Origin of the sequence: Bacillus haimaensis (assembly GCF_048270625.1) — a bacterium.
GTDB lineage: Bacteria > Bacillota > Bacilli > Bacillales > Bacillaceae_I > Sutcliffiella_A > Sutcliffiella_A haimaensis.
This window is the reverse complement of record NZ_CP158164.1, coordinates 1,674,208-1,688,718: the sequence shown is the minus strand read 5'-3', so window position 1 is coordinate 1,688,718 and position 14,511 is coordinate 1,674,208. Positions and strand designations below refer to the sequence as shown.

Annotated in this window: 11 protein-coding genes and 1 riboswitch; all 11 genes read right to left on the bottom strand. The window is 43.5% G+C overall.

The features are described from left to right. Window positions 1–39: 39 nt before the first annotated feature. A complete protein-coding gene (locus ABN702_RS08590) occupies window positions 40–1,161 on the bottom strand; it encodes an alpha-hydroxy-acid oxidizing protein (protein ID WP_417900286.1) in 1,122 nt (373 codons plus the stop codon). A 10-nt stretch (window positions 1,162–1,171) separates the two neighbouring features. Further along, window positions 1,172–1,846: a methionine ABC transporter permease gene (locus ABN702_RS08585; RefSeq protein WP_417900285.1), complete on the bottom strand. Its 675-nt coding sequence runs from the start codon at window positions 1,844–1,846 to the stop codon at window positions 1,172–1,174. After that, window positions 1,818–2,858, bottom strand: coding sequence for a methionine ABC transporter ATP-binding protein (locus ABN702_RS08580; protein WP_417900284.1), 1,041 nt, complete (start codon window positions 2,856–2,858; stop codon window positions 1,818–1,820). Before ABN702_RS08580 ends, ABN702_RS08585 begins: the two co-directional genes overlap by 29 nt. Window positions 2,859–2,930: 72 nt before the next feature. After that, window positions 2,931–3,746: a MetQ/NlpA family ABC transporter substrate-binding protein gene (locus ABN702_RS08575; RefSeq protein WP_417900283.1), complete on the bottom strand. Its 816-nt coding sequence runs from the start codon at window positions 3,744–3,746 to the stop codon at window positions 2,931–2,933. A 1-nt stretch (window position 3,747) separates the two neighbouring features. After that, window positions 3,748–4,836, bottom strand: a complete 1,089-nt coding sequence (locus tag ABN702_RS08570; RefSeq protein ID WP_417900282.1) for an iron-containing alcohol dehydrogenase family protein — start codon at window positions 4,834–4,836, stop codon at window positions 3,748–3,750. A gap of 83 nt (window positions 4,837–4,919) precedes the next feature. Beyond that, window positions 4,920–5,029: riboswitch (SAM riboswitch) on the bottom strand. A gap of 378 nt (window positions 5,030–5,407) precedes the next feature. Continuing rightward, window positions 5,408–6,781, bottom strand: coding sequence for an argininosuccinate lyase (argH, locus tag ABN702_RS08565; RefSeq protein ID WP_417900281.1), 1,374 nt, complete (start codon window positions 6,779–6,781; stop codon window positions 5,408–5,410). 31 nt (window positions 6,782–6,812) lie between these two features. Beyond that, window positions 6,813–8,027, bottom strand: a complete 1,215-nt coding sequence (locus tag ABN702_RS08560) for an argininosuccinate synthase (RefSeq protein WP_417900280.1) — start codon at window positions 8,025–8,027, stop codon at window positions 6,813–6,815. 67 nt (window positions 8,028–8,094) lie between these two features. Further along, complete coding sequence (argF, locus tag ABN702_RS08555) at window positions 8,095–9,069, bottom strand: ornithine carbamoyltransferase (protein ID WP_417900279.1); 975 nt, start codon at window positions 9,067–9,069, stop codon at window positions 8,095–8,097. After that, the gene (gene carB / locus ABN702_RS08550; protein ID WP_417900278.1) at window positions 9,054–12,284 is read right to left on the bottom strand and encodes a carbamoyl-phosphate synthase (glutamine-hydrolyzing) large subunit; all 3,231 of its coding nucleotides are present in this window, start codon (window positions 12,282–12,284) and stop codon (window positions 9,054–9,056) included. Before carB ends, argF begins: the two co-directional genes overlap by 16 nt. Further along, a complete protein-coding gene (locus ABN702_RS08545; RefSeq protein WP_417900863.1) occupies window positions 12,271–13,347 on the bottom strand; it encodes a carbamoyl phosphate synthase small subunit in 1,077 nt (358 codons plus the stop codon). The genes carB and ABN702_RS08545 overlap by 14 nt, the downstream gene beginning before the upstream one ends. Before the next feature lie 2 nt (window positions 13,348–13,349). Further along, the gene (locus ABN702_RS08540) at window positions 13,350–14,504 is read right to left on the bottom strand and encodes an aspartate aminotransferase family protein (RefSeq protein WP_417900862.1); all 1,155 of its coding nucleotides are present in this window, start codon (window positions 14,502–14,504) and stop codon (window positions 13,350–13,352) included. Window positions 14,505–14,511: the final 7 nt, after the last annotated feature.

The window sequence follows — 14,511 nt, the reverse complement described above, 5'->3', positions numbered from 1 at the left end:
GTCATTGTGAAGGAGTAAATTGAGTTTTGCAAATATTACTCAGCCATTTTTCACTAAAATATCATGTTTTATGTCATTAATGGAGGACAAGCCACTGAGGGCCAGGGTTGCATCCGTATCTGTCTGTAGGTTCTGAAGCGCCTGTTCCACACCATTTTGCCCGTCAGCTGCCAATCCATAAATATATGGACGGCCTACCAGGACTGCGTCTGCTCCAAGCGCAATTGCCTTTATCACATCAGGACCTCTGCGGATTCCACTGTCGAAAAGGACGGGGATTTTACCCCTTATTGCATTTGCGACTTCCTCCAAAGCATCCAAGGCCGCAATGCATCCATCCAATTGTCGCCCCCCATGATTGGAAACGATAACACCGTCCATCCCATATTCAAGGGCAAGTCTGGCATCTTCAGGATGTAGGATACCCTTTAAAATAATGGGTAGATTCGTTTGTTTTCTCAGGAAACTCAAGTCCTCCCAGGAGAGAGTTGGTTCGTAAACGACATTTACAAGTTCCTTTAACGCCGCCTCCAAATTGTCTTCAGAGCTTTCATGTAATCGTGATAGAAAAGCCGGATCGGAAAAATAGTTCCCTGCCCCTTCCCCTAGTTTCAATGGTGAGTAGCCATGAGTCAAATCACTTTTCCTGAATCCCAGTAGTGCCGTGTCCAAGGTTACGACAATTGCCTCATATCCTGCCTGTTCAGCCCGTTTCACGAAGCTTGCAGTGATTTCCCAATCCCTGCTCCAATATAATTGAAACCACCTTGTATTATCCCCTGATTCATGTGCGATTTCCTCAAGAGAATAGGTGGATACGGAACTTGTAATAAATGGAACGTTCATCTGTTTGGCTGCTCTCGCAGTTGCTTTTTCTCCTTCCGGATGGGCGATCCCCTGCATCCCAATTGGAGCCAAGAAGAAGGGAGTGGGGTGTTTCTTTCCGAAAAAGGCTATAGACAGGTCTCTTACTGAGACATCCTTCAAAAACCTTGGCCTTATTTTCCATCTGTGAAAAGCCTCTTCATTTGCACGCAATGTTTCCTCATGCCCTGCACCACTTTGAATATAAGTAAAAGCGTGAGGCTCCATTCGTCTTTTAGCTTCCTGTTCCCATTCTGCATACTTAATTATCCGTTTTTTCAAAAGGTCAACTGCCACTTCCTCACCCCTAATCCTTTTTAAGCGTTCTTGCAACAACATTTCCGAGAGTCTGAATGCCCTGTACCAAAATAATTAATAGAAAGACGGTTACATACATCACTTCTTCTACATACCGCAGATGACCATATCGATAACCGAGATCACCCAGTCCTCCTGCCCCAACAAGACCTGCCATCGCTGTAGCTCCAATCAACCCGATTGTTGCAATCGTTAACCCGAGTACAATGGAAGGACTTGCTTCTCGTATCATCACATTCCAGATGATATCTTTACTTTTAATTCCCATTGCTTCATATGCTTCCAAAACCCCTCTATCCACTTCGAGCAAGGAGTTCTCCATCAGTCTTGCAATATATGGAGCGGTATACACGACGAGAGGAACCATAACTCCTGCTACACCCATCGTTGTTCCTACCACAAGTTTCGTAAAAGGCAGAATAAAAAATAATAGGATGATGAACGGGATGGACCGTACTACGTTTATCAAAATATTTAAAAGACCGTAAACATACTTGTTTTCCAAAGTCTTTCCTGGTCTTGTCAAGACAAGTAGAATCCCAAGCGGAAGGCCGATGAGTACCGAAATGAAAAGTGCGATCCCGACCATCTGCAGGGTTTCCAGAACGGCTTGCCAGACAGCATCTCCCCACTCACTATGAAATTCGCTTATTGTGTTTAACATGATAGCCCGCTCCCTCCACTTGTATATTTTGCTCTTTTAAGTATTGGATCGCCCTTTGAACCTCTGACTCTTCCCCCTTTATATGAACGAGAAGACTTCCAAAAGGATGTTCCTTTAACTGTGTAATGTTTCCAGACAAAATATTAGGATACACATCGAATTTTTTGCTCACAACAGCTAGAGCAGGATCTTTGGAGGAATGCCCCAGGAATTTCAAGGAAACGATTTCCCCATTCTCCCCTAAAGTCTCTAATAGTTCAGGAGTAAGTTGGTGATTGAAAATGCTATTAACAAACTTTTTCGTTGTAGGATGTCCAGGCGATGTGAATACATCTTTGGTGAGGCCCTGCTCGACCACTTCGCCATTTTCCATCACAGCTACCCGATCACAGACCTTTTGAATGACATGCATTTCATGGGTGATCAGGAGAATGGTTATACCCAGTTCTTTATTTATCTTCAATAATAGATCCAGAATCGCCTCTGTTGTATCAGGGTCCAATGCGCTTGTTGCCTCATCGCTTAATAGAACACTCGGTTCATTGGAAAGCGCCCTTGCGATGGCGACCCGTTGCTTTTGCCCTCCTGAAAGCTGGCTTGGATAAGCTTCTTTTTTGTCCAATAGACCGACAATTCCCAGATATTTGTCTACTCTATTCGCTATCTCCTTTTTGGATACACCGGTCAACCGCAAAGGTATGGCGATATTTTCATATACTGTAGCGGTTTTTAACAGGTTGAAACCCTGAAAGATCATTCCTATTTTTCGGCGTGATGCTAAAAGCTTTTTGGAGGTAAGAGAAGTCAATTCAAGCCCGTCAACAAAAACCTTGCCTTTTGTTGGTTTTTCCAGAAGATTGACACAGCGGATCAGGGTGCTTTTTCCCGCTCCACTGTAGCCGATCACACCAAAAATCTCGCCTTTCTGCACCTCCAACGAAACATTTTTCAATGCCTCGATGCTGGATTTCTTGGAGACAAAGCTTTTGGAGATGTTATCGAGTCTAATCATTATGTATCCCTCCATTTTCTGAGTAAATATTGTAGAAAGCCGCACCATTGGCGGCTTTCCTAAGTCTTGCTATTACCATGATGGAACAACAGATCCTTCAAACGTTTCATCGATAAACTGTTTCACTTCATCAGAATGATAAGCTTTAATCAGCTTTTTCAATACTGGATCATCCTTGTTCTCCGTGCGGACGACCAATGTATTTACCCAAGGAGAGTCTCCTGGTTCAATGAAAATGGAATCTTTGGTTGGAACAAATCCAAATTCCACCGCGAAGTTTGTGTTGATAGCAGCAGCTGCCAGTTCTTCGAGTTGACGTGGGATCTGGGAAGCCTCCAATTCAATGAATTCCAGGTTTTTTTCATTTTCCTCTATATCCTTTAAGGTTGCATTTGCACCAGCGCCTTCTTTTAATTTGATCAAACCTGCCAATTCAAATAGCTGCAAGGAACGAGCCCCATTAGTTGGGTCATTTGGCAAACCGACCTTATCGCCATCTTTCAGATCTTTAATATCTTTGATGCTAGCAGAATATATGCCCATCGGGAAGTTAACTGTTGTCGCTACATCTGTTAAGTCCAATCCGCGGTCCTTTTTGAACTGCTCCAGATAAGGCTTATGCTGGAAGCTGTTTACATCCAGGTCACCCTCGTCCAACGCGACATTCGGCATTACATATTCAGTGAAAACCTCGATTTCTATATCCAATCCATCCTTTGCCGCGACTTCCTTCACTTTTTCCAATATCTGCTCATGAGGTCCCGCTGTAACTCCGACAATCAGCTTATCTTCACTCAGGGCCTCACTCCCCCCTGATTCACTGCTCCCACATGCAGTAATAACCGATAATAATAGTGCTGTCAGCAAAAATCCTAATATTTTCTTCATCCTACTCTCTCCCTTTTTCATTTATTTTTTCGATTACTTCAAATGCTTCCAAAATATCTGATGCTTCAAATTTCCTTTTCATAAAGTGGATCGACTCTGAAGGAAGCAGGGTATTATCGGCGATTTTTTCTAGCGTCTTTCTATCATTGATGGAAATGCCAAGATCATGGAGGCTCATTGGAAGACCTGTTTTTTCAAAAAATAAAGCCAGATTGCTGATCTCCTCTATTTTTCCTTCCAATGCCAATTGGACGAGTATTCCATATGCTACTTTCTCTCCATGAAGAAGATGATGGGTGGAAGGAATTTTCGTCAATGCATTATGTACAGAATGTGCGGCTGCTATCCTTCCATAGTGATCTGCATAGCCACCCACCATTCCACCAAGCATAATGATGGCGTCGGTGACAGCTCGGAAACTGGATTTGAGCGTTCCCCCTTCTATATCAGCGAGGGCTTGAATTCCCTCTTCCAATATAATGTTTTTACAAAGATCGGCTGATTGCAGCCCTATTTGGACAGGTACCGGAACTGTTTCGAGATCGTAAATAAGGCTCTCCGCCTCATACCATTTGGCAAGTGTATCGCCGATGCCAGCCTTGAAAAACTGGACGGGTGCATTTAGCAAAATTTCAGGTTCCACCAAGACCAAAAGCGTACTTTTCGGAAAAATGGTATACCGTTTAAACTGGCCACTCTCCGAATAGAAAACACTAAGTGGGGTCCAAGCGGCACATGTGGAAGCGACAGTAGGAACCAGGACAACATCCACACGCATTTCGTAGCCCAACGCTTTAGAGAGATCTAACACTTTACCTCCGCCCAACCCGATGATTATGTCCGCGTCCCATGATTCTGCAATATGCCTTATCCGCCTGACTTCCTCATCCGAACATTCACCTCGGTAGTGTTCAAAGTGCACCTGTAGGAATCCGAAATCAGGAATATGCGATTTCACGGCATGCAGTGATTTTGTTCCATGTACGATGAAGACCCTTTTAAACCCATTTGATTCTAAAAATTCAGGAAGTTTTTTAAACACTCCCACCTCCGATTGATAGATGGCTGGTGCACCCTGTACGTTGATCATTTCATTCCTCCCTCCAAAGTTCCAATGCAACAAAAAATCCTCCCTTGAAAACAAGAGAGGATGAGAATACAAAAAAACGTCCTCTCTTATCTTCCAGAACATCGTTGTTCTGCTGGAATTAGCACCTTTTCTATCGATCTAGAAAGGTTGCCGGGCGTCATGGGGCCAGTCCCTCTGCCACTCTTGATAAGAGTTGTAATTTTTGAAACTATTGAATTATTAAAAGATTAAAGTAAGTATATGTTGCTGAAAAGCTTCTGTCAATAAGTTTTTTGAAATAATAAAATGTAAGCGTTTTTACTACTCCTAATCTTGTAAATAGATTGTCACCTTTGAACACGCTGTTGATTTCCGCACTAGGCGCAGCGACCCAAGGGGCGGTGTCGGAGCCTCCTCGGCTTCGCCTGTGGGGTCCCCAGTCTACCGCTATCTCCCGCAGGAGTCTTCGCCTATTGCTCCAATCAATAGCTAGATTCTTAAAACCTACACTAGAAATTAACAGGGCCTTCGTAAAAAAAGTAGAAAGTTAATTAATATTGTTGAAGTTTTCCTCTGCACTAAAAAACTCCAATTAGTCGACAAATTGCTCGGCGAAGGCTAGTTGGTTTTTTACTTGTTGGAATCCTGTGCCTCCTTGGCTGTTTCTTGCTCCTACTACATTTTTGGGTTGTAGGATTTTATAGATGTCTTCTTTGAATAATGGTGAAAACTGCTGGTATTCTTCTATGGTCAAACCTAATAGGAACTTTTGGTTATTTATGGCATACAGGACGATTTTTCCGATTATTTCATGTGCCTGTCTGAATGGCAGTCCCTTTGTTACAAGGTAATCTGCAATATCTGTTGCATTGGAGAAATCCTGTGATACAGCTTGGTGCATCTTATCTTTGTTGACAGTCATGGTACGGATCATCGGAGCAAGAAGGCGCATTGAACCGTCGAGTGTTGCTACTGTATCGAACATCCCTTCTTTGTCTTCCTGCATATCTTTGTTGTAGGCAAGCGGTAGCCCCTTCAAAACAGTCAGCAGACCTACGAGGTTGCCATATACTCTTCCGGTTTTGGCACGGAGAAGCTCTGGGACATCCGGATTCTTCTTTTGAGGCATAATACTAGATCCCGTGCAAAAGGCATCGTCTAGTTCAATGAATTGAAACTCCTGACTCGACCAGATGACCAGCTCCTCGGATAAACGTGAAATATGTGTCATGATTAGCGATGCGTGTGACAGGAACTCAACGATAAAATCCCTGTCGCTGACTGCATCCATGCTGTTCGGGTATACCATATCAAACCCTAATAATTCTGCCGTCTGCTGTCTGTCGATCGGGAAGGTTGTTCCAGCAAGTGCGCCGGCACCAAGTGGTGACCAGTTTATACGTTTCAAGCTGTCCTGCAATCTTTCTTTGTCACGTTCAAGCATCCAAAAATATGCAAGAAGATGGTGAGCAAAGGAAACAGGCTGTGCTCGCTGAAGATGGGTGTAGCCTGGCAGAATGGTGTCAATATTATTCTTTGCCTGATCCATTATCGCTTTTTGCACGTCATTCAAAAGTCCAATGATCGATTTCGTCTGCTTGCGAAGATACAGATGCATATCTGTCGCGACTTGATCATTACGGCTTCGTCCTGTGTGAAGCTTTCCTCCAACAGGTCCTATTTCATCTATTAGCAGCTTTTCAATGTTCATGTGAATATCCTCATGCTCCACAAGAAACTCTACATCTCCATTGTTGATTTTTTGCTGTATCTTCAATAATCCCTCTTTGATTGTATTTGCATCCTCAATGGCGATGATTCCGCAGTCCCCGAGCATCTGCACATGTGCGATACTGCCTTCGATGTCTTCACTAGCCAACTCTTTATCGAAAGTAATAGAGGCAGTGAACGCTTCTACAAGCTTGTCGGTTTCCTTGGTGAATCTTCCGCCCCATAGTTTAGACATAGGATGATAGCCTCCATTTCAAAAAATAAGTTTAATAGCTTGCTACTTTTTCTTTTTTATGAATTTCCACATACACCTTTGTCGGCAGACCCCAGAGCTTGATAAAGCCGACTGCAGCGTTATGGTCGAACATGTCCCCTTTGGAATAGGTGGCCAGTTCCTCATTGTATAAGCTGTTTTCGGATTGACGCCCGACTACTGTATGGTTTCCTTTTTGGAGCTTTACGCGGATTTTTCCGCTTACATGCTTCTGGGTTTCCTCAACGAAAGCTTGTAGCGCACCCACTAACGGGGAATACCATAATCCTTCGTAAATCACTTTTGCCATTTGTTGATCAATGGAGGTTTTGAATTGGGTCACTTCTCTAGGCAATGTCAAAAATTCCAATTCCTTATGTGCCTGAATCAGAATAAGCGCAGCGGGATTCTCGTAGACCTCACGGGATTTGATTCCAACAAGACGATTTTCAATGTGGTCGATACGGCCCACTCCATGCTTTCCTCCTATTTCATTCAGTTCTTCAATCAATGGTACAAGATCCATACTCTTATCATTAAGTGCTACAGGAACACCATTTTCAAAGGTTATTTCAAGGTATTCCGGCTGATCTGGAGTCAATTCAATCGGATTGGTCCATGCAAATGCCGCTTCCGGTGCTTCATTCCATGGATTTTCCAACACACCTGCTTCACAAGCTCTGCCCCAAATGTTCGCATCAATGGAAAATGGATTATCCAAATCTACCGGAATCGGAATATCATGCTTCATTGCATATTCGATTTCCTCATCACGTGTCATACCCCATTCACGTACCGGGGCAATTACTTTCAAGTTAGGGTTAAGCGCCTGAATGCTTACCTCAAAGCGGACCTGATCATTCCCTTTCCCGGTACAACCATGTGCAACGGCTATAGCTCCCTCCTGTTCAGCCACTTCCACCAACAGCTTGGAGATCAAGGGGCGTGAGAGTGCGGAGGATAGTGGGTACTTCCCTTCATACATGGCATTCGCTTTAAGGGCCGGAACGATATATTCCTTCGCAAGCAGTTCTTTTGCATCTACCATGATTGCTTTGATAGCTCCTACATCCAGTGCCTTTTGTTGAATGGAAGCGAGATTTTTCCCTTCTCCGACATCCAGTCCGAGTGCAATAACATCGTAACCATACTTCTCTTGCAGCCATTTAACGGAAACGGAGGTATCAAGACCTCCGGAATATGCTAATACCACTTTTTCTTTAGCCAAATCATTCGTCCTCCCTAGAATAAAAATCTATCTCGTTGTATTTTTATACATTATATCGTAAAAAAAATCATCTTTCCAGTAATAGTTTCAGAATCGCCTTTTGTGCATGCAGGCGGTTTTCTGCTTCATCAAATACGACGGAATGCGGACCATCAATAATGGACGCTGTCACTTCTTCTCCTCTATGTGCAGGCAAGCAATGAAGGAAAATATAATCTTTGTCCGCAAGTTTGCAAAGATCTTCATTTACCTGATAGGGGGAGAATGCTTCCAAGCGATCCGCTGTTTCATTTTCCTGCCCCATGCTGGTCCAGACATCAGTTACCACCACATCTGCTCCTTGTATCATGGTTTTTGGATCTGTACTGCATTCTACCTTAGAACCGGTCAATTTTGCCTCTTCCTTCACAGATTCCAGGATGGCATCATTCGGTTCGTAACCTGTAGGACATGCAATGGAAATATCCATTCCCACTTTAATGGCGCCTTCCAATAGGGAATGGCACATATTGTTGTTTCCATCACCTAAATAACACATCTTCAGCCCTTTTAATTTGCCTTTATGCTCAAGAATGGTCAATAGATCTGCCATTACCTGTGCAGGATGATGGGTATCTGTCAAGCCATTGATGACTGGAACAGTAGAATGCGCTGCAAATTCCACAATCGATTCATGCTCAAAGGTTCGTATCATAAGTCCGTCAACATAGCGGGAAAGCACTTTGGCCGTATCATGGATGGTTTCCCCACGACCTATCTGGATGTCTTTTGAGCTTAGGAATATCGCATTGCCTCCAAGCTGAAGCATTCCAACCTCAAAGGATACACGGGTTCTTGTGGAGGATTTATCAAAAATCATCCCTAATACCTTGCCTTGCAAGTAAGGGTGAGCAACACCCGATTTTTGCATACTTTTAATTTCGATGGCTTCTTCCAACATGATCATTATTTCATCGGATGAAAATGATCCCAGTGTTAAAAAGTCTTTTTTTGATAATTTTTCAGCTTTTTGTTTCGAATCCCATTTTAGTACACTTTGCATAAATATTCAACCACCTTATTATTCTTACTTAAATAATTTTCCATGTGGGCATAATTGGGCTTAACTGTTCCACTTAACGCAGCAGCCATATTTACTGTATCCAGACTGGTGAAGATCGAGATGCCATATCTCGTGAATAAGGCCCGATAATGCAACCCGTTTCGGTTTTTGTCCCTTCCTTTTGTTGGAATGATAATTCCTGCAGCACACGTCCCGGATTGGATGAATTCTGCTATGCTATCATTTGTGATTTCCACTACTTCGACTATTCCTTCTGATTTCAGATATTGATAGGTTCCTTGGGTGGCGGCTATTTTAAATTTCATTTCCACTAATTTCCTGATAAGTGGAAGGGCAGCTTGTTTTTCCCGATCTGAAAAGGAACAGAAAATCTTGTTTGCCTTCTGGTTCGGTACGAATGGATTGTTCTTTCCTTGGAAGAACGCCTTGGAGAGTGCTTCTTCGACAGTTGATCCCAGGCCGATTACCTCTCCTGTCGATTTCATTTCGGGTCCCAGTACATGATCTACGCCCTTTAATTTTGTCACGGAAAAAACAGGTGCCTTGACCGTGAAGAAATCCGGTTCCTTTTTTAATCCTTTATCTATAAGCTTCTGGCCAAGCATGGCGTTTACCGCCAGCTCAATCATCGGCACCGCTGTCACTTTACTTACGATCGGTACGGTACGAGAAGCGCGCGGATTTACTTCCAAAACGTAGACATTGTTTTCCTGTATCACAAATTGGATATTGGCTATTCCTATAATCCTTGCACTTCTACAAATCTTTTCTGTGTATTCCAGCAATGTTGCTTTTATAGTATCTGAAAGTGTAATGGGAGGAAATACCGCTACGCTGTCGCCGGAATGCACACCAGCTTTTTCAATATGCTCAAATATTGCAGGAACGTATATGTCCGTACCATCGGACACTACATCAAGCTCACATTCCATCCCTGGTACAAATTCATCCACGAGCAATGGCCAGCTTCTACCATCTCCCATATTATCGAGCTGTAAATATTCATGCATTTCTTCTTCACTGTATAGGGTAAACATCGATTGTCCACCTATCACATAGGAAGGTCGGACAAGTACAGGGTATCCTAAGGAAGAGGCAGCCTCCATTAATTCTTTCGTATTATGAACAATCATTCCTTTTAAATGTGGAATATCTGATTGTTCAAGTAGCTGATAAAAGAGGTCCCGGTCCTCCAACTGATCTATGGTCAGAACGGAACTTCCTCCAATGTTTACTCCTTCTTTTTCAAGCTCCTCAGCAATATTGATGGCAGTCTGGCCACCGAATTGAATAAATGTAATATCTATCTGTTCTTTTTTAATGATGGGAATAATGTCTTCGGCAGTAATCGGTTCAAAGTACAGCTTATCGGCAATTGAAAAATCGGTACTCACTGTTTCAGGGTTATTATTAACAACAACCGTCTCATATCCCAGCTTCTTCAGTGCCATGATGGCGTGGACAGATGCGTAATCAAACTCGATTCCCTGCCCGATCCTGATGGGGCCAGACCCAATGACAAGGGCTTTCTTCTTTTGACTGACCTCAACTTCATCAGTCCCGCAATAAGTGGAGTAATAATAAGGGGTGACTGCTTCAAATTCCCCAGCACATGTATCCACCAATTTATAGGATGGGAAAAGCCCCTTATTTTCGCAATACTTTTTCCACTCATACTCCTTGCAGCCGAGGAGGGAGCATATGGTCGCATTACTGATATTCTGATATTTAGCTAACATCAAAGTTTCAGAGGGTATTGACTCAATAGTGTGCACAGACAGTTGGCTTTCCACTTCAGCCATAGCTGCAAGCTTGGTGAGGAACCATTTATCAATGGAGGTCAGCTGATGGATCTCCCCAATGCTCAACCCTTTATGCAGCGCCTCCACAATGGCAAACAAACGCATATGGGTGGGAACTGTAAGCAGCTCCATCAGTTCATCAACACTACTCGCGGAAAGACCGGGGTGCGTAATGCCTTTGACTTTTATCTCCAGAGATCGAATCCCTTTATTTAACGCCCCTTCAAACGTTCGATCTATCGCTAATACCTCTCCAGTTGCTTTCATTTGTGTACTAAGTGTGTGATCAGCTTCGGTAAATTTATCAAATGGGAACCTTGGAAGTTTGACCACAATATAATCAAGTGCCGGTTCAAAGGATGCGAATGTATTATTTGTAATCGGGTTGACGATTTCGTCCAAGTGGTACCCTACCGCACATTTTGCTGCAATTCTTGCAATTGGATAGCCGGTTGCTTTTGATGCTAAGGCAGAAGAACGGCTGACACGCGGGTTGACTTCAATAATGTAATAGTCATCGGAATTCGGGTCCATCGCAAACTGAATATTGCACCCACCCACAATCTTCAGCTTCCGGATGATTTTCAGGGAAGCATTTCGAAGTATCTGATATTGTGTATCCGTCAAGGTCTGAGACGGCGCTACTACAATGGAATCCCCGGTGTGGACTCCGACCGGATCGAAGTTTTCCATATTGCAGACAATGATGCAGGTGTCGTTCACATCACGCATCACCTCATACTCCACTTCTTTCCATCCCTTGATACTCTTTTCAATCAGCACCTGATGGATTGGACTCAGCATCAACGCATTCTTAAGGATAGATTGCAATTCTTCGAGATTATTGGCAAAACCTCCCCCTTCTCCACCAAGGGTATAGGCGGGACGCACAATGATCGGGTAACCCGCAGACGCGACAAAATCCACCCCTTCCTCGAAGGTATGAACGATGCTTGATTCCGGTATAGGTTCTGTCAGTTCCAGCATCAACTTGCGAAACTTCTCCCGATCTTCCCCTTGTTTGATCGAATGAACGGAGGTTCCGAGAATCTTCACTCCGTATTTTTCGAAAACACCTACATCATGAAGCTGGACAACAAGATTAAGTGCTGTCTGACCTCCAAGTGTCCCGATCACTCCGTCGGGTCTTTCTTTTCTTATTATTTCCTCGACCGTTTCAGAAGTCAGCGGCTCCATGTAAACGATATCCGCAATATGAGAATCGGTCATGATGGTGGCAGGATTATTATTAAGCAGGATAACTTGAATACCCTCTTCCTTCAAAGCAAGGCAGGCCTGGGTACCGGCATAATCAAATTCCGCTGCCTGCCCAATGACAATTGGACCGGATCCAATCACTAACACTTTTTTTATTTCATTATTTAATGGCATATGACTTTACCTCAGTTCTTTCATAGATGCTTTTCAGGAATGATGAAAATAAGTACGTGGTGTCATGTGGTCCTGGATTCGCTTCAGGATGAAATTGCACGGCCAATAATGGCAGATTTCTATGACGAATCCCTTCCACTGTCCCATCATTGATGTTTTTGAATAGCACTTCAAATTCTGACAAATCCAGGCTCTCTTCCTTCACCACATAGCTGTGGTTCTGTGAAGTGATAAAAACCTTTCCTGTGGAAATTTCCTTAACAGGATGATTTCCTCCCCGATGTCCAAATCGCAATTTCTGCGTTTTTGCCCCGAATGCCAAGGCAATCAGCTGATGTCCCAAACAGATTCCTAATGATGGAAAATGCGTGCTTATCATTTTAATATCCGCTAACTGATTCTTCAGTTCTTCCGGATTCCCTGGCCCATTGCTGAATACGACTCCATCAGGTGAGAGTGCCTTTACCTGTTCAAAGGTTGCATGGTAAGGAAGCAGGGTAACCTTGCAGCCTTCTTTCAGTAATGCGTGTAGAATGGATTTTTTGTGGCCATAATCGATTAAGACGATATGTGCGCCAGGATTCTCGAAAACCTTTGGTTGTATAGTGGATACTTCTTTCACCAAAAAATTGGTGGAGGTTGTTGTTGGGAATTGCTTGATTTCATTTGTTATCAAGCCTTTTACAGTACCGCGCTTGCGGATGGTTTTCACCAGCTCCCGGGTATCCACCCCTGTCAAACCGCTTATTTTGCTTCCTTTCAGCAGAATGTCGGCTGTTCTCTCCGATGAATAATGATTGGGGGCAGTACAAAGCTCTCCTGTAATAATCCCTTTTGCATATAGTGTTTCCGCTTCAAAATCATTGGCGTTCACTCCATAGTTGCCGATAAGGGGATAGCAAAATACGATTATCTGTCCTGCATAGGAAGGATCGGACATGATTTCCTGATATCCTGTCATGCTGGTGTTAAAGACGACTTCTCCGATAGACTCCTCTTGACTGCCGATCAATGTACCCGGAAAAATCTCCCCAGTTTCTAGAAGTAAGTATCCTTTTTCCATCATCATGCCTCCATGTAACGTTCTAATGCTATAGAGAATTTTTCTTCAAAATCTTCAATTTCATCTTTTGTAATAGTAAGTGGTGGCAATAGTCGGACTACTTGTGGACCTGCTGATACCAGCAACAGATTTTCCTGCTGTGCGGAGTCAATTATATTCCCTGCCTCCCCTTCTATTTCTATTCCAATAAGAAGCCCTTTTCCTCTTATACTTTTGATGAAAGGAAATCTGCTTTGCAATTTTAAAAGAATAGTATACAAACTCTCACTCGCCGTTATAGCATTTTCCAGGACCGTTGATGTAGTCAGTTCTTTTACCGTAGCCAAGCCTGCAGCAGATGCCAACGGATTGCCGCCAAATGTGCTGCCGTGACTTCCCGGCTGAAAAGCCGTGGCAACTGCTTCTTTTGCCAGCATTGCTCCAATGGGAAATCCTGAACCCAATCCTTTTGCAAGTGTGACAATGTCAGGCTCGAAGCAGTATTGTTCATATGCGAATAGCGTTCCTGTTCTTCCCATCCCGGTCTGGACCTCATCCACCACTAGCAGTATGTCCTCCTCTTTACACACTTTCACGAGCTCATCTATCCATTCCTGTTTTGCGGGAATCACACCTCCCTCTCCCTGGATCAATTCGAGCATCACGGCAGCGGGGGCAGCGTCTTTAATTCTTCCCAGTGCGTTCAAATCATTGAAAGGAAAATGGATAAACCCTTCGAGCAAAGGCTCAAAGCCTGCACGGATTTTCTCCTGTCCAGTTGCGGAAACAGTTGCCATCGTTCTGCCATGGAAGGACTGGGAAAATGCAGCTATTACCGGGTTGTTGCCTTTTTTTGCTTTTGAATAGGCGCGGACCAGTTTTATGGCCGCTTCATTCGCCTCTGCACCGCTGTTACAGAAGAATGCCTGATCCAGACAACTTTGTGAAGTAAGTAGGTTTGCTAACTTCTCCTGGTTTTCAATGGGAAATAGATTGGAAGTATGCCAGAGTCTACTTAACTGATGCTGAACCGCCTGCATAACATTTTCAGGAACATGACCAAGATTGCAAGTGGCAATTCCGGAAGTGAAATCAAGAAACTTAGTACCCATGTCATCCCATAAATAACTGCCCTTCCCCTCCACGAAATTTATTGGAAAACGTTTATATGTATTCATGACCGAA